The organism is Bacillus sp. BC05(2025), from assembly GCF_056725905.1.
Map to the genome: position 1 here is coordinate 789,122 of NZ_JBWYRA010000001.1, position 19,404 is coordinate 808,525.

19 protein-coding genes are annotated in these 19,404 nt (G+C 36.8%); 7 read left to right on the plus strand and 12 right to left on the minus strand.

From position 1 onward, the window contains the following. Positions 1–12 precede the first annotated feature (12 nt). The 3 genes from ACZ76X_RS04175 to ACZ76X_RS04185 form a co-directional block, all read right to left on the minus strand. A complete protein-coding gene (locus tag ACZ76X_RS04175; protein WP_479849653.1) occupies positions 13–426 on the minus strand; it encodes an ATP synthase subunit I in 414 nt (137 codons plus the stop codon). Between the two features lie 51 nt (positions 427–477). Beyond that, a complete protein-coding gene (locus ACZ76X_RS04180; RefSeq protein ID WP_061658585.1) occupies positions 478–1,806 on the minus strand; it encodes a hemolysin family protein in 1,329 nt (442 codons plus the stop codon). 120 nt (positions 1,807–1,926) lie between these two features. Continuing rightward, positions 1,927–2,334, minus strand: coding sequence for a MerR family transcriptional regulator (locus ACZ76X_RS04185; protein WP_000285637.1), 408 nt, complete (start codon positions 2,332–2,334; stop codon positions 1,927–1,929). 275 nt (positions 2,335–2,609) lie between these two features. Between ACZ76X_RS04185 and ACZ76X_RS04190 the strand changes: the two genes are divergently transcribed. The 5 genes from ACZ76X_RS04190 to ACZ76X_RS04210 all read left to right on the plus strand — a co-directional run bounded on the left by ACZ76X_RS04190 (position 2,610) and on the right by ACZ76X_RS04210 (position 7,499). After that, positions 2,610–3,404 (plus strand): glycosyltransferase family 2 protein, encoded by a 795-nt coding sequence (locus tag ACZ76X_RS04190; protein ID WP_479849865.1) that lies wholly within the window; start codon positions 2,610–2,612, stop codon positions 3,402–3,404. Between the two features lie 114 nt (positions 3,405–3,518). After that, positions 3,519–4,286, plus strand: a complete 768-nt coding sequence (gene rfbF, locus ACZ76X_RS04195; protein ID WP_000648812.1) for a glucose-1-phosphate cytidylyltransferase — start codon at positions 3,519–3,521, stop codon at positions 4,284–4,286. Between the two features lies 1 nt (position 4,287). Further along, complete coding sequence (gene rfbG / locus ACZ76X_RS04200; RefSeq protein WP_479849654.1) at positions 4,288–5,343, plus strand: CDP-glucose 4,6-dehydratase; 1,056 nt, start codon at positions 4,288–4,290, stop codon at positions 5,341–5,343. A 12-nt stretch (positions 5,344–5,355) separates the two neighbouring features. Beyond that, the gene (locus tag ACZ76X_RS04205) at positions 5,356–6,579 is read left to right on the plus strand and encodes a methyltransferase domain-containing protein (protein WP_479849655.1); all 1,224 of its coding nucleotides are present in this window, start codon (positions 5,356–5,358) and stop codon (positions 6,577–6,579) included. Then, positions 6,576–7,499, plus strand: coding sequence for an NAD-dependent epimerase/dehydratase family protein (locus ACZ76X_RS04210; RefSeq protein WP_479849656.1), 924 nt, complete (start codon positions 6,576–6,578; stop codon positions 7,497–7,499). Before ACZ76X_RS04205 ends, ACZ76X_RS04210 begins: the two co-directional genes overlap by 4 nt. Here the strand turns inward: ACZ76X_RS04210 and ACZ76X_RS04215 are convergent. Together ACZ76X_RS04215 and ACZ76X_RS04220 are read right to left on the minus strand one after the other, a co-directional pair. After that, positions 7,468–8,265: a glycosyltransferase family 2 protein gene (locus tag ACZ76X_RS04215; protein ID WP_479849657.1), complete on the minus strand. Its 798-nt coding sequence runs from the start codon at positions 8,263–8,265 to the stop codon at positions 7,468–7,470. The genes ACZ76X_RS04210 and ACZ76X_RS04215 overlap by 32 nt on opposite strands. A gap of 63 nt (positions 8,266–8,328) precedes the next feature. Further along, positions 8,329–8,679, minus strand: coding sequence for an SH3 domain-containing protein (locus tag ACZ76X_RS04220; RefSeq protein ID WP_479849658.1), 351 nt, complete (start codon positions 8,677–8,679; stop codon positions 8,329–8,331). A gap of 205 nt (positions 8,680–8,884) precedes the next feature. On the opposite strand from ACZ76X_RS04220, the gene ACZ76X_RS04225 reads away from it, so the two are divergent. Beyond that, positions 8,885–9,769, plus strand: a complete 885-nt coding sequence (locus ACZ76X_RS04225; RefSeq protein ID WP_479849659.1) for a DMT family transporter — start codon at positions 8,885–8,887, stop codon at positions 9,767–9,769. Positions 9,770–9,811: 42 nt separating this feature from the next. Here the strand turns inward: ACZ76X_RS04225 and ACZ76X_RS04230 are convergent, their stop codons facing one another. Next, positions 9,812–10,633, minus strand: a complete 822-nt coding sequence (locus ACZ76X_RS04230) for a pentapeptide repeat-containing protein (protein ID WP_479849660.1) — start codon at positions 10,631–10,633, stop codon at positions 9,812–9,814. Positions 10,634–10,828: 195 nt separating this feature from the next. Here ACZ76X_RS04230 and ACZ76X_RS04235 point away from each other — a divergent pair, with 195 nt between their 5' ends. Then, on the plus strand, positions 10,829–11,005 hold the full coding sequence (locus ACZ76X_RS04235) for a DUF1272 domain-containing protein (protein WP_479849661.1): 177 nt from the start codon (positions 10,829–10,831) through the stop codon (positions 11,003–11,005). 165 nt (positions 11,006–11,170) lie between these two features. On the opposite strand, the gene ACZ76X_RS04240 is transcribed toward ACZ76X_RS04235, so the two are convergent. From ACZ76X_RS04240 to tkt, 6 genes are all read right to left on the minus strand, one after another. Beyond that, complete coding sequence (locus tag ACZ76X_RS04240) at positions 11,171–12,232, minus strand: lactonase family protein (protein WP_479849866.1); 1,062 nt, start codon at positions 12,230–12,232, stop codon at positions 11,171–11,173. Positions 12,233–12,359: 127 nt separating this feature from the next. Further along, positions 12,360–13,901, minus strand: a complete 1,542-nt coding sequence (gene gntK, locus ACZ76X_RS04245; RefSeq protein WP_479849662.1) for a gluconokinase — start codon at positions 13,899–13,901, stop codon at positions 12,360–12,362. Between the two features lie 54 nt (positions 13,902–13,955). Next, positions 13,956–15,281, minus strand: coding sequence for a gluconate permease GntP (gene gntP / locus ACZ76X_RS04250; RefSeq protein WP_479849663.1), 1,326 nt, complete (start codon positions 15,279–15,281; stop codon positions 13,956–13,958). Between the two features lie 386 nt (positions 15,282–15,667). Further along, positions 15,668–16,336 (minus strand): fructose-6-phosphate aldolase, encoded by a 669-nt coding sequence (fsa, locus tag ACZ76X_RS04255; RefSeq protein WP_000667676.1) that lies wholly within the window; start codon positions 16,334–16,336, stop codon positions 15,668–15,670. A 51-nt stretch (positions 16,337–16,387) separates the two neighbouring features. After that, complete coding sequence (gene gnd, locus ACZ76X_RS04260) at positions 16,388–17,281, minus strand: phosphogluconate dehydrogenase (NAD(+)-dependent, decarboxylating) (RefSeq protein WP_479849664.1); 894 nt, start codon at positions 17,279–17,281, stop codon at positions 16,388–16,390. Positions 17,282–17,393: 112 nt separating this feature from the next. Then, positions 17,394–19,388: a transketolase gene (tkt, locus tag ACZ76X_RS04265; protein WP_479849665.1), complete on the minus strand. Its 1,995-nt coding sequence runs from the start codon at positions 19,386–19,388 to the stop codon at positions 17,394–17,396. Positions 19,389–19,404 lie beyond the last annotated feature (16 nt).

The following is a 19,404-nucleotide window of genomic DNA, read 5'->3' on the forward strand; positions in this document are numbered from 1 at the left end:
AGGTCCCTTTCATCATAGTTCTATGTTTTTCGAAGCCTGTTCCCTTTGCTTCTCTTCTTCTCTCACTAACTGCATATTTGCATAAGCTAAATTCGCAATCATTAAAAAGTGACCACCTAAAATGCCTGTACCGAATGCCCACATTTCCATTTCATGCTCAATTTCATACATAATGATAGCTCCTAATATGGCTGCTGCAAATCGATTTAAAATTCCTAGTCCAGGAGCCTTTTCTTTCATTACGATACTTTTCCCGAGTTTCTCCACTCTGCGAGCTAATAACCAAAGGCAATATGCACTTACAGCTAATCCGATACCAAATCCTGTTACTTGTTTTCCAAACGGAGTAATCGTCCACATAAGTAGTAAACCACTAAAGATCACATACAATTGTAATCGATATACACGTAAGGCTGTTTGAATCAAAATATCCGCTCCTAATTTTGCATTTTTTATATTTAGAAGAAAAGCAGCAACTTACACAGTTGCTGCTTTCTCTTCTTCTTGCTCTTGTTCCATCTTACGAATTTCAACACGTTTAATTTGGTAAGCGTCTTTTTCTAACACTTTAAATTCATAACCTTCCGCCTCAACGTGTTGTCCTTCTTCAATTTCATGATTTTGCATCATGATCCACCCACCGATTGTATCCACATCATCTTCTTCAATGTGTAATCCAAATAAATCTTTCACTTCTGAGATAAGCACTTTTCCATCAACAATGATATGTTGCTCGTTCACATGTTGAATTGGTGGTGCTTCATCTTCATCATATTCGTCACGAATTTCGCCGACGATTTCCTCCAAGATGTCCTCAAGCGTTACAATTCCAGCTGTTCCTCCGTACTCATCATATAAAACAGCCATCGGAATTCGCTTCTTCTGCATTTGAAGTAATAGATCGTGAATTGGAGTTGTTTCCATCACTTCAATAATCGGACGCATATACGAGCGAATAGATGATAAATCTTTTTGATCCTCGGTCATATATCGAATAAAGAAATCTTTTACATTGACCATACCGATAATATCATCTTTATCTTCTCCAAAAATCGGATAACGTGTGTATCGCTCATTTTGGATTACTTTCATGTGTTCTTCTACTGAATCTTCCAGGTAGAAACCAACGATTTCTGTTCGCGGTACCATAATCTCTTTTGCAATACGATTATCAAATTCAAAAATGTTATTTACATACTTGTATTCAGCCTGATTAATTTCGCCACTTTCATAGCTATCTGAAAGGATAAGGCGTAATTCCTCTTCTGTATGAGCTACTTCATGTTCTGAAGCTGGTTTTAAACCGAATAAGCCAGTTACAACACGCGCTGAACCGTTCAATACCCAAATAAATGGATACATCACTTTATAGAACATCATTAATGGACCTGCCAATAATAACGTTACCCTTTCAGCCTTTTGAATTGCCATCGTCTTCGGAGCTAATTCCCCAACTACAACGTGTAAATACGTCATAATCATAAAAGCAAGACCAAATGTTAATACTGATGAAATAGAAGGATTTAAGTTCCATTTCTCAAATAACGGGTGTAATAACTTTTCGATTGTCGGTTCACCTAACCAACCTAGTCCCATAGCTGTAACTGTAATACCTAGTTGACAAGCAGATAAATATTCATCTAAATTTGTTGTTACTTTTTTCGCTGCTAAAGCACCGCGTTTTCCTTCCGCAACAAGCTGATCAATACGACTTGAACGTATTTTTACAATCGCAAACTCTGCTGCTACGAAAAATCCAGTAAATGCGATTAAAATCGCAACCATGACTAAATTAAATATTTCCAATGAATCCCCTTAGTTTAAAAAACTAAGGTGTCCACCTCCTGTATACTATAATGTTTTCTTATTTGTTTCTTAGAAAACATAGCCCGATACAAAAATTAAAGAGGTCGGATTTCACTTTTTCTATAATAATAGAGCAAGTGTCTGTATTAAAGCTGTCGTTTGACCAGATAAAGATTTCGATATTTTTTCACGTTGTGAATCAGTCAATCCATCTAAAAGCGGCTTTAACTCCGTTAACTCTGCTTCTAATCGATGAATATGGTCTGTCACTTCATTCACTTGTTTCGAAACGTGTTCATTGATACCGAGCAGCTTCTTCTTCTCCTCGATTTTCTCTTTAATCTCACAAAGCGGCATATGCATTTCTTTGCACTTCTCAATAAATTGTAATGTCTCAAATGCTGTTTCGTCGTAATAGCGATAATTAGATTGAGATCGCTCCGCTTTTAAGATACCTAGATTCGTATAATAATCAATCGTTCGTTTCGACACGTGAGCCATGAGAGCCAACTGTCCGATTCGATACACCTTCCCAACGATCTTCCCCCCTTGTTTATATTACTAACATCATACAATACATAAACTGTACAGTCAAACGTGACGGTTTACTATTCATAATTTATACACAATTCCGCACACATCTAAGTATGTAGTATATTCACACTCTATAACTCTATCTATATAGTTAGATTGCTGTTTTTTCGATATACCGATACTAAAATAGGAAAATGGAATTCCCCGTTCCTTTCAACCTTTCTTACTGTAAAACATATGATAATAATAGTGAAATACAATCATTATTTATGCAATTGGAGGAGATTAAAATCACTAGGACAGTTATCTCTCACTTTTATAACGAGGAGTATTTATTACCATGGTGGCTTATGCATCATACAAAAATATTTGATCACGGTATATTAATTAATAGAGGTTCTACAGATCGTTCCGTTGAAATTTGCAAATTATTTGCCCCCAACTGGGAAGTACGAAATTCAAGATTCCCTGATTTTGACCCCACTAATACTGATATTGAGGTGATGGAAATCGAAAGAGAAGTTTCAGGTTGGAAGATGGTATTAAATACTACAGAATTTCTTTGTTGTAATAATGTAGAAGAATTTTTCTCTTCACTTCATACGCTAGCTCAAAATATGTATGCGATAAGAATGATTGTCATGATTGATAAGCATGATTACAATTATTCCAAACTAAGATATTCTATTCCATTAGTAGAGCAACGATACCATGGTCTTTTTCCTTATAAACCAGAAATCGGATGTGCCTGGAGATTTATACACAATCATCTTGATGGCGCATATTTACCTGGCAGACATTTTACTCGGCATCAACATATCGTTTATAACTCCCCTTCATTTATTGTTAAATTTTATTTTAGCCCTTGGAACGAACATGCAAAGGCAAGAAAATTACAAATAACACCTACCCTTTCAAAAAAGGGCATTCGAATGGGACTTCAAGCACATTATGGTCAATCCCATGAGCAACTCGAAACTCGATTTTTAGAGCTTAGTAGCATAACACAAGATCTTCGTAACCACCCTGAGTATCAACAATTATTCCCAAAATTCAAACCTTAATATTTCTCATCCTATCATGTTCCACACATTTTTACGCACTTAGCTAAAAACTATACCATTTGTATTTCATATGAATACTGTATATATTATAAATTTTTATTTTAGGAGGAAAAAATGAAAGCTGTTATTCTTGCAGGTGGATATGGAACAAGGATTGGGGAAGAAACTCATTTAAAACCAAAACCTATGATTGAAATTGGGACAAAACCTATTCTATGGCACATTATGAGTTTGTATAGTTATTACGGCATTACGGAGTTTATTATTTGCTTAGGCTATAAAGGATATGCAATTAAAGAATTCTTTCTAAATTACAACTTACACATGTCCGATTTTACGATACATTTAAGTGACAATACAATTACAAACCACTCTCATCGCATTGAACCATGGAAAGTTACATTAATTGATACTGGTCTAAATACCGACACAGGTGGACGAGTTAAAAAAATACAACATTACGTCGGGGATGAACCTTTCTGCCTCACTTATGGCGATGGATTAAGTAATGTAAATATAAAAGAACTCATTGCATTTCATAAAAAACATGGAAAAATGGCAACTGTTACAGCCGTACAACCTCCTGGTAGATTCGGTTCTCTCGTATTAGATAAACAGTCTGTCACATCCTTTCAAGAGAAGCCACTCGGGGATGGCGGATGGGTTAACGGTGGATTTTTCGTTTTAAATCCTGATGTTTTCAATTACATTAGCGGAGATAAATCTGTTTTTGAAACAGAAACTTTAGTTCAGTTAGTAAACAAAAATGAACTAGCCGCATATCAACATTCTGGTTTTTGGCATCCGATGGATACATTGCGCGATAAAAATAAATTAGTCGAGCTATGGGAAAGTAATAACGCTCCGTGGAAGGTTTGGTAATATGGCTTCATCATCTTTTTGGAATAAGAAAAAAGTATTTATTACAGGGCATACTGGCTTTAAAGGCTCCTGGCTCACTCTTTTTTTAACTTCTTTAGGCGCAGAAGTAGTTGGCTATTCTTCTCATCCACCATCCATTCCAAACCTTTTTGAGCAAGGTAACGTAGCAAAAGAGTGCATAACAATTAAAGGCGACATTACAGATTACGATTCTTTATTACACGCCCTAAAACATCATAACCCTGACATACTATTTCATTTAGCTGCCCAGCCAATCGTCACCACTTCATACAAAGATCCTATCGAAACATTTAAAACGAATGTTTTAGGTACGGTTCACGTATTAGAAGCGGCAAAACAGATAGAAAGTATACGCAGCATTATTAATGTTACAAGTGATAAGTGCTATGAAAATGATGGGAGCGGTAACCGTGCATTCGTGGAAAGTGACCGATTGGGGGGGTTCGATCCTTATAGTGCGAGTAAAGCTTGTGCCGAACTAGTGGCAACGTCCTATCAAAACTCATTCTTCCGCACTAACACCCAGAATCTTGCCTCAGTAAGAGCAGGTAACGTTATCGGCGGCGGTGATTGGGCAAAAGACCGATTATTCCCAGATGTCATTCGTGCATATTTACAAGATGCTACGTTAAATATTAGAAACAAACACGCTATTCGCCCGTGGCAACACGTATTAGATCCTTTACACGGCTATATCCTTTTAGCCAAAAAACTTTGGCAAGACGCCGCGTATGCAGAAGCGTGGAATTTCGGCCCGATGAATGAATCTAACAGAACCGTTTATGAGGTCATTCAATCTATCATGAAATTATGGAATCAACCATTAACGGTCCTTTCTCCTCATACAAATACCCCGTATGAATCACCAATTTTAACACTCGATAGTACAAAAGCAGTAAATAAACTCGGTTGGACTCCTAAGTTATCAACAGATTACTCTATTGCTTGGACTGTTGATTGGTACAAAAAATATGCATCTGGTGAAAATATGGAGTCTTTCACGCGACAACAAATCGATGCATTCAAAAATTTATAAGGGGGCTATAAAATGGAACAGAAAAAATGCCGTTTTTGCCACTCATTACTCGCAAATACTTTTTTAGATTTAGGTGTTTCCCCTCTCGCTAACTCATTTGTCGCTCCAGAACACTCCTATAAAATGGAACCATTTTATCCGCTGCACACATTTGTCTGTCCTTCTTGTTTACTCGTACAATTAGATGAATTTGAATCTCCTCACAATATTTTTCATGACTATTTATACTTCAGTTCTTACTCATCAAGCTGGCTACTACACGCTAAGCAATATGTAGAAATGGCAATTAAGCGTTTTAACTTAACAAACCATTCAAAAGTAATTGAAATCGCAAGTAACGACGGGTACTTATTACAATACTTTCAAAAAGAACATATCGAAACGTTAGGAATTGAGCCAGCAAAAAATGTAGCAGAAATCGCTATCCAAAAAGGAATTCCTACTGAAGTGAATTTTTTCAGCAATGACTTAGCAAAAAAATTACCGCAAGCTGATTTAATCATCGCAAATAACGTATTGGCACACGTCCCGAACTTACATGATTTTGTCGCTGGTTTAAAAACGTTATTAAAACAAGACGGAACAATAACAATTGAATTCCCTCACTTATTAAATCTCATATCCTTTAAACAGTTTGATACGATATACCATGAGCACTTCTCCTATTTCTCACTTATAAGTCTTCAAAAAGTTTTAGCTCATCATCATTTACAAATTGTCGATGTCGAAGAGCTTGCAACGCACGGTGGTTCCTTACGTATTTTTGTCAAACATCAAAGTGACAAATCCACTATCCATTCCAGTGTTACAAAATTAATCGAAAAAGAAGTAGATTACGGGCTAAATACATTAGATTGTTATCTCCTTTTTTCTAAACGCATCGAGCAATTGAAAATAAATATTTTAAAGTTTTTTATCGAAGCAAAAGCTTTAAACAAACAAATTATCGGTTACGGTGCGCCAGCTAAAGGAAACACCCTATTAAATTATTGCGGGATAGGAAAAGAATTTCTAGCTTATACAGTAGATAAAAACCCTCATAAACAAAATCTCCTACTACCAGGAACACGCATTCCAATAAAATCTCCAGAAGAAATTAAGCGTACAAAACCTGATTACATTCTCATACTCCCTTGGAATTTGAAAGATGAAATTATGAAAGAATGCTCTTTCATTCGTGAATGGGGCGGCAAATTTTTAGTAACCATTCCGGAAGTTGAGGTAATTGAGCCATGAAAAAAATTCTTGTAACAGGCGGTAGTGGATGGATTGGTAAATATGTTGTAAATTCTCTTATACAAAAGGGCTATGAGGTGCACGCCACTTATCATACAAAGAAGCCTTCTCACATCCCTTGCCACTGGCATAAAGTAAACTTACTTTGTGATGAGGAAGTAAAAAAACTCATTTACGATATGAAGCCTAGTCATCTCATTCATTTAGCTTGGGAAGCAGTGCCGCCAGCTTGTTATGTATCTATCAATAATTACTATTGGCTTACGTCTAGTATCTCATTGATTCAACACTTCACAACATGCGGCGGAAAGCGAGTCGTTGTTGCCGGTACCGGCGCAGAGTATGAATGGTTTAACGGTGTACTATTTGAAGATTCACCGCTTCTTTCCTATAAAACACCGTATGCATTATGTAAAAACGCACTACACTCTTGGCTACAAACGTACGCTGAGCAAACAGGCCTCAACATGTGTTGGGGCCGCATTTTTCATATGTATGGCCCTCACGAACAAGGGAATCGGCTCGTTTCTAACATTATCACTTCCTTATTAAAAAACAAGGAAGCACTATGTACACATGGAAAACAATCAAGAGATTTCCTCCATGTGGGCGACGTCGCTGATGCTCTCGTAACAATATTACAACACGACGTTACAGGCACAATCAATATCGCTTCTGGTCAATCTGTACAAATTAAAGAATTGGCATCTAACATTGCTAAAAAGATAGGAAAAGAACATTTAATTAAATTAGGTGCAATCCCTTTCTCTAAAGATGAACCTTTATTCGTCGGCGTTCATATAGAGCGTTTAAAAAATGAAGTAAACTGGAAACCAACATACGATCTAAATACAGGAATCGAAGAAACAATTTCATGGTGGGAATCATTTATAAAAAAACATAACGATACGCATCACTAAAACGTAAATCCTTCGTCCCTCTTGCTAAATCTTTATACCATTCCTCTAATTTTTCAGGTGTAATAATATGATGCGTTCCCATTCCCCGATCCTTACTAGCTTCAGAAAGAGTCGGACCAATTTGTAATTTTCGTTTTCTCATTGCATCGGTCCATGGACTAAATCCAAACCACAATATACAAGCAAGAGGTGGATAAATTATAGATTCATGCGCAGATAAATGTCTTCCAACCGTATAACTTCCGTGTTCATGATTATGAATAAATCTACCTCTTCTCCATAACGGCCAATCTTCTGGTAAATAACCGTGAAATCGCTGTTGCATTAAAGGTATCCCAAAGTTAAGGTCCGGATAATTGTAGTTAGGGTCATCAACCATAATAAGCCCTTCCAGCCAATACATCCTCCCTCCCAATTCATTTAGTGATTTCCAAAACTGATTTTTATCTTGCACACAAAGAAACTCAGTCGTATTTAAAATCATTTTCCATCCCTTTACTTCTTGCTCCACCCTCATCACTTCATGATCTGTCGCTAACGCATCAAACTCTGGATTTGTAGAATCTCGTACTTCCCAGTGTGGCGCGAACTTTTTACAAATTTCAACCGAACGATCTGTTGAACCTTTATTAATTAAAATGCCATGATCAAACAGTTTCGTATGATGAGCAAGCCACCACGGTAATAAATACTCTTCGTTATAAAAATGAGAAATAACCGTTGTAGTTATAATAATCTCCTCTTTCTCTATTAATCTATTTTTCATCCTACAACCAATATACTCATAAACCAAAAATATGTTTCCTATATTAATAACCAAATAGTATTACTAATATTTTTGTAAGTTTTCCTTCGGTACCCAGCCATCCTCACCACCTGTTTTTTCACACCAAGTCCATCCATTCAATTCTTCTAATCCAATCAATCTTTCTCCAATACTTACATTTAATTCTTTGGCTGTATATTGTTTCGTAATGATTCCTACATCCGTTGTATTTTTCATTATAATTTGCTCCGGAACCCAACCTTTTCGGTTATACTTCTCTTCATGACAAAACATCCAGTTATCCCAGTTTTCAGGACCAGTGTAACTTTCTATCATTTTCACTACATCCCCCTCTTCTAAAAAAATTGGATTCGGATAATTGCTAACATGTGATTTTATAACAATATATTTCATAACACCCTCCAATAAACTGAAAATTAAGTTATAATGTCATTATAAAATATGAAGGAGGAATGGACTCATGTACTACAACACTTCATTCGAAAACGATCAACCTGTAGGCCGTCTTTAAACTAAGGCGGGCATTCATATAACACATAACACTATGCCTCGTCTTAGGGAACTCATAAAACCCTAAAAATAGACGGAGGTACTTTACATGAAACAAACAATTTTAGGAGCTATATGTTTATCACTAGCAGCTAGTATATGGGGCGGTATGTATGTTGTTAGTAAATATGTACTTGACTTTATCCCACCGCTGACACTCGTTTGGCTACGCTTTATCATTGCTTTTGTTGTTTTATATTTCATTTTGAAAATAGCTGAGAAAAAGCAAAAGAAAAAAGTAACCATTCGTAAAAAAGATTGGCTCCTCTTCGCCTGGATTGGATTTATCGGATATTTCATTTCGATTACATGTCAATTTATCGGAACAAAATTATCCGACGCTCATACAGGCTCTTTAGTCACATCTGCTACACCTGCATTTATGGTTATATTTGCAGCGATCATTTTAAAAGAAAAGCTAACCGCTCGTAGACTTCTATCTACTATCATAGCGACAATCGGTGTCATTATCGTCATTGGATGGGATATTGAAATTGGCTCCTATTTTATCGGTACAATCATATTAGTTGGGGCCGCTATTACGTGGGCTTTACTATCTATTTATGTGAAGATTGCTTCAGCCCGATTTTCATCTTTAGTGATTACAACATACGCCATATTCTTTTCACTCTTTTTCATTACACCTTTTATGCTATGGGAACTACAATCAACCTCTATCGAAACAGTAAATGCGTACGTAATATTAGGCGTAATATATTTAGGAGTCGTCTCAACAGCAGGTGCCTTTTTCCTTTGGAATAAAGGATTAGAATTAATGGACGCAAGCATTGGTTCCTTATTTTTCTTCTTCCAACCTATCGTCGGATCGTTGCTTGGTTGGTTACTATTAAACGAAACATTGAGCAGCAACTTTTTTATTGGTGGTATTCTTATTATATGTAGTGTTTTTATTACTACTTTTGAAAAGAAATGAAAAACAGGCAGAGACTAAGAATCTCTGCCTGTTCTACATTCTTTACGCACTCCAATGCGATGGACGGGATAACATTTTCGGTAATTTCGTATGCTTATCCCCTTTCGCTGCGTTAATTTGAACTTGCGTCAGAAAAATACTATTTGTAAAATCAGCCCCGCGAATATCTGCATCTCGTAAATCTGCTCCGATGAGATCTGCTCCTCTTAAATTTGCTCCATTTAAGTTAGCCGCAATTAAGTAAGCACCTCTTAAATTCGCTCCTTGCAAATCCTTCTTCTTCAAATTTGCCCCCATAAGGTCTGCTCCGCGGTGACTCATTCGCTTCTTACGCGCGACATTCATTTCCTTCCAAACTAGCTCACTCGTTTCTAAAAGTAACACATTTACTTCCGCACGGTGTAATGGAATATTTACTTTCATTAACTCGTCCGCATTTAAATTTGAAAGGCGCTCCGTCTCTTCGATTGCTTTACTTAGTTCTTTATGAATCGATTGTGTCGCCTTTAATAGAATGGCCTCATTTAAGTACCAAAGCATTTCATGAAGCTGATGCATAACTGGAAAAGCATCGTACATTTTTCTCGCATGCTTAGTATCTTTCCGCCAATCAATCCCGTTAAATGTAACTTGCGAGATCTTCTGCCCAGCACCGAAACACTCAAACACTGTACAACCTTTATAACCTTCTCCTCTAAGATTTTTATGTATGCTACATTTAAAATCTGATTGTAAGTTAGAACATGGTGTCCCGCCATCTTTATTCACCGCAAAATCTACCGATGCTGCGAATGGTAACGCCACGCAACATAAACCGAAGCATTTTTCGCAGTTTGCTTTTAAATGATCGTTGTGATTAGTCAAAATATATACCCCCTGTTGTCTTTTGACTATTTCATAATATTCCAACCTTATTAAATAATCAATTTAAAAATAAACGAGCTTCTTTCATTTCAAATCATAACTCTATCATTCGATTTCCTTTCAATTGAAAAAGACAACTTCTATCCGATGAATTATAATTAAATTACAAACATTCCAACTAAAAGGAGACTTACTATGGCACTCGAAATGAAAACAAACTGTCAAATTTGCGATCAATCTCTCGAACCAAACTCTGAAGCTTACATTTGCGTGTATGAATGTACATTTTGTGCACCGTGTACAGAAGAAAGAGAAAACGTTTGCCCAAACTGCGGCGGCGAATTAGTACGTAGACCGAAAAAGAAACAGTAAAAAGCAAAGCGATATCGCTTTGCTTCTCTCTGTTTTTGAGGATTTGAAATTATATCAACGATTTTTCAAATATATCGAACACAACTTCAAATATATCGACGTTTCGACAAAGAATATCGACTTACCGACAAATAACGACACTGCTATATGCAATGAAAACTTAAATTAAACGTTCAAAAACTTCACACAAACAGGCTCTGGTACAATAACATCGGATTGTAACAATGTTAACTTCCCTGTCGTTTCATTTCTTGAAAATAACACAAGATTATGTGACTTTTCATTTGTCGCAATAAGAAACTTTTCAGTCGGATCTAACACGAAGTCCCTCGGCCAATTCCCTTCTGTAGATGTATGTGCAACAAATGTAAGCTCACCTGAGTTTTCATCCACACTGAAAACAGCGATACTATTATGACCGCGATTACCTGCATATACAAAGCGGCCGTCAGAAGAAATATGAATCGCACTTCCTTGACTATTGTCATCAAATTCTTTCGGAACGGTAGAAATATACTGCAACTCTGTAAAGGACCCTTCTTCCGGATTATATGATAATGCAATAACTTCCGAGCTAAGTTCAGTCATGACATAAGCGTGCTTTCCGTTCGGGTGAAAAGCAATATGTCTCGGACCACTTCCTGGGTTTACGGACAAGCTATTCACTTCTTTTAACTTACTATCTCTTATTTCATACGTAAGTATTTTATCAATTCCTAAATCAACACCAACCACATATTTTTCATCAGGAGTATATCCCGCGTAATGTGCATGTGGTTTCTCTTGTCTTTCTTTATTCGGACCTGAACCTTCATGTGCCATAATAGATGTGGCAGGATTTACAGTTCCATCTTCTTCATTAACTACAAAAGACTCAATCGTTCCTTTATGGTAATTCGCTGTAACTACCGTACGATTTCCACTATCAACACTAATATGACAAGGAGAAGCCCCTTCTACTACTTGTCTGTTTTGTTCCGTTAGCTCTCCAATATGACTATGAATCGAATAAGCAGCTACACCACCAGATTCGCCTTCCTTAACAACAGAATAGAGATATTCATTATTTTTGCTAATCGTTACATATGTAGGGTTATCCAGCTTAGCTGCAAGCGTTACATTACTAATTTTTTTTGCTTCCGTGTCTAACGTAAACTTGTATATTCCTTCACTATTTTCTTTCGTGTACGTTCCAACATATCCAATAAACTCTTTGTTATCCGTCATTTTCATAACCCTCTCTCCCTATATTTTTTGTTCATCATACCTCTTAAAAAATTTTATGTTGAAAGAGTATCCTAAAAAAATTGGAGTACTTCTTTATACGTTACCATATTTCTCTGCTAAATAGCCTTTAAACCCACTTTTTTTGATACGCTGCTATACTTTCATATTCTTCTTCCAATTGACGGGACAGACGAATATAAATTGGTGTTAAATCTTTATATTTTTCCACACTTTCCATGTTTGGTTCATGGTGGAAATTCGCACCTACCATTTCAGATACTACGCATAATGTATCTATTTCACCTAGACTATATAAACCGAGGATTGCAGCTCCTAAGCAAGAGCTTTCGAAACTTTCCGGAACATATACGTCTTGATGAAAAATATCCGCCATCATCTGTCTCCAAAGTTCCGATCTTGCAAAACCACCTGTCGCTTGAATTTTTTTCGGTTCGCCAATTAGTTCTTTTAAAGCGAGAAGAACGGTATATAAATTATAAATTACCCCTTCTAAAACAGCACGGATAAGATGTTCTTTCTTATGATGCAATCCAAGCCCGAAGAAAGATCCTCGTGCATTTGCATTCCATAAAGGAGCTCTTTCCCCTGCTAAATACGGATGAAATAATAAACCGTCAGATCCCGGATTCACTTTTGCTGCTATTTCAGTAAGCACTTCATATGGATCTTTTCCTAAACGCTTCGCAAGTTCAATCTCTGAAGTGCCTAATTGATCACGAGCCCACCTAAAAATCATACCACCGTTATTAACTGGTCCACCAATTACCCAATGGTCTTCAGTTAAAGCATAACAAAAAATTCTACCTTTCGGATCTGTTACTGGACGATTTATCACAGCACGTATCGCACCACTTGTACCAATCGTAACAGCCACAACACCAGGATCAATTGCATTTACACCTAAATTTGATAGGACTCCGTCACTCGCTCCAACTATAAAAGGAGTAGAAACAAGTACATTCATCTCATTTGCAAGTTCTTCATCTAATCCTATTAAGCTGTGCGTTGTTGGAACAAGTTTAGAGAGCTTTTCATCTGTAATTCCTGCTACATGTAAAGCCTCTTCATCCCATTTTAAAGATTTCAAATTAAACATGCCTGTTGCTGATGCTATAGAGTAATCAATTACATACTCCTTATATAACTTATAAAAAACATACTCTTTAATAGAAATAAATTTATAACTTTTTGCGAACAATTCTGCCTGCTCATTCTGTAACCAAACTAATTTTGAAAGTGGTGACATTGGATGAATTGGTGTTCCAGTACGCAAATAAATTTCATGACCATTCATATCACTCTTTATTTTCTCCGCCCAGCTTGCACTTCTATTATCTGCCCAAGTGATACATCTCGTTAACGGTTTTCCCTTCTCATCTACAGCAATGATACTATGCATTGCCGAACTAAAAGAAACACAAAGAATATCATTCGGCTGTACACTACTTGATCGTACAGTTTCTTTAATCGTATTTATTACTGCACGAAAAATTTCTTCTGGATCTTGTTCTGCTGTTTCAGGTGTTGGAGAATATAAAGGATATTCAATTCCATGACTTGCAATAACAGATCCATCAGTAGAAAAGAGAACTGATTTTGTACTAGTTGTCCCAATGTCTACACCAATCATATATTTTGAGCTCACCATTTCTTCCTCCTAACAAAAATCACTACAGTATCCCACCATAAAAACATTCTTATTTTAAACAAACATATCAAGTAGTAAAACTCCTCCAAAAGCAATAAATGAAAGTAATGTTTCTAATACCGTCCATGTTTTAAATGTTTCTTTCACTGTTAACCCTAGGTATTCTTTTACCATCCAAAAACCAGCATCGTTTACGTGTGAAAACATGAGTGCTCCTGCACCTGTTGCAATAACGAGCAACTCTAAATTTACACCTGTCGTATTTTCAACGATTGGAGAGACGATGCCCGCTGCTGTTGTTAAGGCGACTGTCGCTGACCCTGTCGCGATTCGAATTAATCCCGCTACCATAAATGCTAATACAATTGGAGATAGAGCTAAATGCTCAGACATTTGAGCAATAGCATTCCCTACACCACTATCGATAAGAATTTGCTTAAATCCACCACCAGCACCAATGATTGCAACAATAGAACCGATTGGTAATAAGCTATCTTCTGTTATCTTCTTAATAGCTTTTTTATCGATACCTTGACGAAATCCAAGAAAATAGAATGCCGCAAAACATGCAATCAATAGCGCAATGATAGGACTACCGATTAATGTAACAATCTTCATTAAAGTAGTAGAAAGAGGAACATAAGGAGCTGCCGCTGCTAAAACCATTAACATAACAGGTAACAATATAACTAAAAATGAAACTCCTATTCCTGGTAATTTCGTTGATTTTGTATTTACACGAATCAATTCTGGCTCATTTTCAGGCATTACACGTTTGTGAATCCATTTAGCAAATATAGGACCAGCAATAATCGCTGCAAAAAATGTAATAATGAGTGAATACATTAGTACCTTTCCAAGGTTCGCTTTATAAATACCAATTGCAACGATTGCTCCTGGATGCGGAGGAACAAGGCCGTGTACGACAGATAACCCAGCAATTGCTGGTAACGCAATCAATAGAATATTTTGTTTCGTTGTTTTATGAATAGAAATTACCAACGGCAATAATATTAAAATACCTACTTCAAAAAACACTGGAATTCCAATAATAAAACCTGCAATTAACATCGCCCATGGTAAATTTTTTATTCCAAAGGATTTAATAAAGAACTCTGCCACCTGCATTCCAGCACCTGACTCTGCCATCATTTTCCCTAAAATTGTACCTAATACTAAAATACCTACTAAATGTCCGAGAACACTTCCGACTCCCGTTTCATAAGCACTCACTATTTTATCCATTGGCATTCCAGACATAATTGCTAAAAACAAACTTGCAATCGTTAAGCTAATAAATGCATGCCATCTCCACCACGATACCCCTAAAATAACAATTACAATTGATAATAATGTAATTATTAAAAGGTACATATTCATACTCAATACCTCCTTTATGTAAACCTTTTCAAAAATGCTATATAATTAAAGAACCTATATAGTTCTTTCTTGAGTAAGAATATATATATCAATATACAAATCATCTTCACAAAATAATAATTTATACAAAAAGAATCTCCCTTATCAGAGATACATGTTAACTACTCTCTCTAATAAGGGGATTTCTTTTTCATAATTATAATGTTATTGTGATAAACGCTTCGCGTGAGCAAATTTTCCTTCTTTAAAAGTGAATGACACTTTCTTCTCTTGCTATTTTCACGTAGTAAGACTACAAATTCAGGATCCAGTTTCAGCGATGAAGTTACTTAGCATTTGTCCTCTCATGAAAAGCAACTTTCGGAAAGCCCCTTCACTTTCATGCATTATAATTTAGGCGCTTTCGCCCAATCCGCAGCAAACTTTTCAATACCTTGATCTGTTAGTGGATGCATAGCAAGTTGTTCAATGACTTTATAAGGAATTGTAGCAATATGCGCACCTGCCATTGCTACACGAGTGACATGATCTGGATGTCTAACGGAAGCAGCAATAATTTGTGTATCTAATTGATGAACATCGAATAATTCAGCAATTTTAGCAACTAATAATACGCCATCTTCAGAAATATCATCTAAGCGACCTAAAAATGGAGAAACATACGTTGCACCTGCTCGAGCAGCTAAAAGAGCTTGGTTCACAGTGAAAATAAGTGTAACATTCGTTTTCACACCTTTTTCAGTAAGATAACGACAAGCTTCTAATCCTGCTAGTGTCATCGGAAGTTTTATTGTAACTTTTTCATCGCCACCGTTAATTTTAATCAGTTCTTCTGCTTGAGCGATCATCTCTTCAGCCGTCACAGCATCTGGCGTTACTTCTGCCGAAACAGATTCAACTTTCGGCACTGCCTGACAAATTTCTGCAATACGGTCTTCAAACTTAATGCCCTCTTTTGCTACTAAAGAAGGATTCGTTGTAACACCAGCTAAAACTCCAAGTTTATAGGCTTTCTTTATGTCCTCAAGATTTGCAGTATCAATAAAAAATTTCATGATCCATTCCCTCCAGTTTTTAAACGTTGATGAGTTAAAATTTTAAGATGTTTATTTCTTTTCTACTGCATGTCCACCAAATTCATTACGCAAAGCTGCTACTACTTTTCCTGTAAACGTATCATTGTCTAATGAGCGGTAGCGCATTAATAAAGACATTGCAATAACAGGAGTTGCTGTTTGAAGATCTAATGCTGTTTCTACTGTCCATTTTCCTTCACCAGAAGAATGCATAACGCCCTTAATTTCATCCAGTTTTGCATCTTTAGAAAATGCGCTTTCAGTTAATTCCATTAACCAAGAGCGAATAACTGAACCATTGTTCCATACTCTTGATACTTTTTCATAATCGTAATCAAATTCACTTTTCTCTAGAATTTCAAATCCTTCACCAATAGCAGCCATCATACCGTATTCAATTCCGTTATGAACCATTTTTAAGAAGTGACCACTACCCGCTTTTCCAGCATATAAGTATCCATTTTCTACAGCAGTATCACGGAAGATAGGTTCAACGATATCCCAAGCTTCTTGATCTCCTCCGATCATGTAACAAGCACCATTACGAGCGCCTTCCATTCCGCCAGAAGTTCCTGCATCCATAAAGTGAATGCCATCTTTCTTTAGTTGCTCATATCGTTGAATAGACTCTTTATAATGTGAATTCCCCGCTTCAATTAAAATATCTCCTTTTGATAAAAGTGGTGTAACTTCATCAATAACAGAATCAACGACAGCGTGCGGAACCATTACCCAAAGAATTCTTGGTGATTGTAATGATTGAACGAGTTCACTTAAGCTAGATACACCTGTAGCCCCGTACTCTTTCATTTCTTCCACTGCACTCGCATTTAAATCAAATGCTACTACTTCATGTTTATGATCCATTAGATTTTTCCCTAAATTTAATCCCATTTTACCTAAACCAATTAATCCTACTTGCATAAAATAATTCCTCCTCAAATCATCTTTTATTAAAAATTCATATCACTACAATCTGGAATACCTTTCAGCACTGAAATGTTAGTATGTACAGAAAGGTATTCATAGTCACAGCTTAAGAATTCAACACATTTTTTGTAATTTGAACAACATTTTCTGTCGTAAATCCAAATAGATTCATGACTTCAGATCCAGTACCTGAAGCTCCAAATGTTTCAATTGATAGTACCTTTCCTTCTTGTCCTACATAACGCTCCCAACCGAGAGATACACCCATCTCAAGAGATACTCGCTTCGTTACAGAAGACGGAAGAACTGATTCTTTATATTCTTTCGATTGGCGATCAAATAATTCCCAGCTCGGCATTGCAACGATGCGAACAGAGACATTGTCTTCTTCTAGTTTTGCTTTCGCACTAGTAGCTAAAGAAACTTCAGAACCTGTCGCAATTAAAATCACATCTGGATTTTCATTCGTTTGTGTTAATACGTAAGCTCCTTTAGAAAGATTCTCTATATTTGCTTTCGTTTCATTAAACACCGGTAAATTTTGACGGCTAAGTACTAAAACGACTGGACCATCCGTTCGCTGTAAAGCATACGCCCACGCACTTGCTGTTTCATTCGCATCTGACGGGCGAATAACTGTTAAACCAGGAATTGCCCGAAGAGCTGCTAAGTGTTCAATTGGTTCATGCGTTGGACCATCTTCTCCTACAGCGATCGAATCATGTGTAAATACGTAAGTAACAGGTAACTTTTGCAATGCAGCCAGTCGAATAGATGGACGAAGGTAATCATTAAATACAAAGAATGTACTTACGAACGGTTTTACTCCGCCATGAAGAGCCAGTCCATTCGCTGCCGCGCCCATTGCATGTTCACGTACACCGAAGTATATATTTCGGCCAGCATACGATTCTACGGCATACACTGCTTCACCTTTTATATCTGTCATAGTAGAATGAGAAAGATCCGCACTTCCACCGAAAATAGAAGGAATCGATTTCACATAATGATTAATAGCTTCTCCACTTGCAACACGAGTGGAAATCGTTTTTTCAGTATCAAAGGATAGAATGTCTTTCGCTTCAATTAAAACCTCACCTGTAATCGCTTTTTCTAATTCATCTGCTAGTGCAGGGTTCGACTCTCTGTATACGTTGAACTGCTCATTCCATTCGTTCTCTTTTTCAATACCTTTTTGTTTCAAATCATTAAAATGAGCTGTTACTTCTTTAGGCACAAAGAAGTCTTCCTCATAATGCCAACCATACACTTGTTTTGTCGCTGTCGCTTCTTCTACTCCAAGCGGGTTACCATGTGCTTTGTTCGTTCCAGCAACTTTTGGACTTCCGTAACCTATAACGGTTCTAATCTCTATAAGAGTAGGTTGGTCCGTATTGTCTTTCGCTAATTGAATCGCTTTTGTAATCGCATCAACATCGTTTCCATCCTCAACTCTTACATATTGCCAATGTGCAGATTCTACCCTTTTCTGCATATCTTCAGAAAAAGCAATGTTTAATTCACCATCAAGTGAAATTTCATTTGAATCATACAGTACAATTAACTTGCCAAGTTTCATATGCCCTGCCATTGACATCGCTTCATAAGCGACACCCTCCATTAAGTCACCGTCTCCAACTAAAGCGTACGTATTGTGATCTATAATAGAGTGACCATCCTTATTGAACTTCGCTGCTAAATGAGCTTCTGCCATTGCCATTCCGACAGCATTTGCAATCCCTTGTCCTAACGGTCCTGTCGTCGCTTCAACTCCAGAAGTGTGACCAAATTCAGGATGTCCCGGTGTTTTACTATTTAACTTTCTGAAACTTTTCAAGTCATCAATTGAAACGTCATATCCAGCTAAATGAAGCAAGCTATATAATAAGCTCGATCCATGTCCCGCTGATAAAACAAATCGATCACGGTTAAACCATTTCGGATGATTAGGATTGTGATTTAAATGATTCGCCCATAATGCATAAGCCATCGGTGCTGCTCCCATTGGAAGACCTGGATGACCTGAATTTGCCGCATTAATAGCATCAATTGATAACGTACGAAGTGTATTCACTGCTAATTGATTTATGTTTTGTGTCATAGTAATCGTCCCCCTA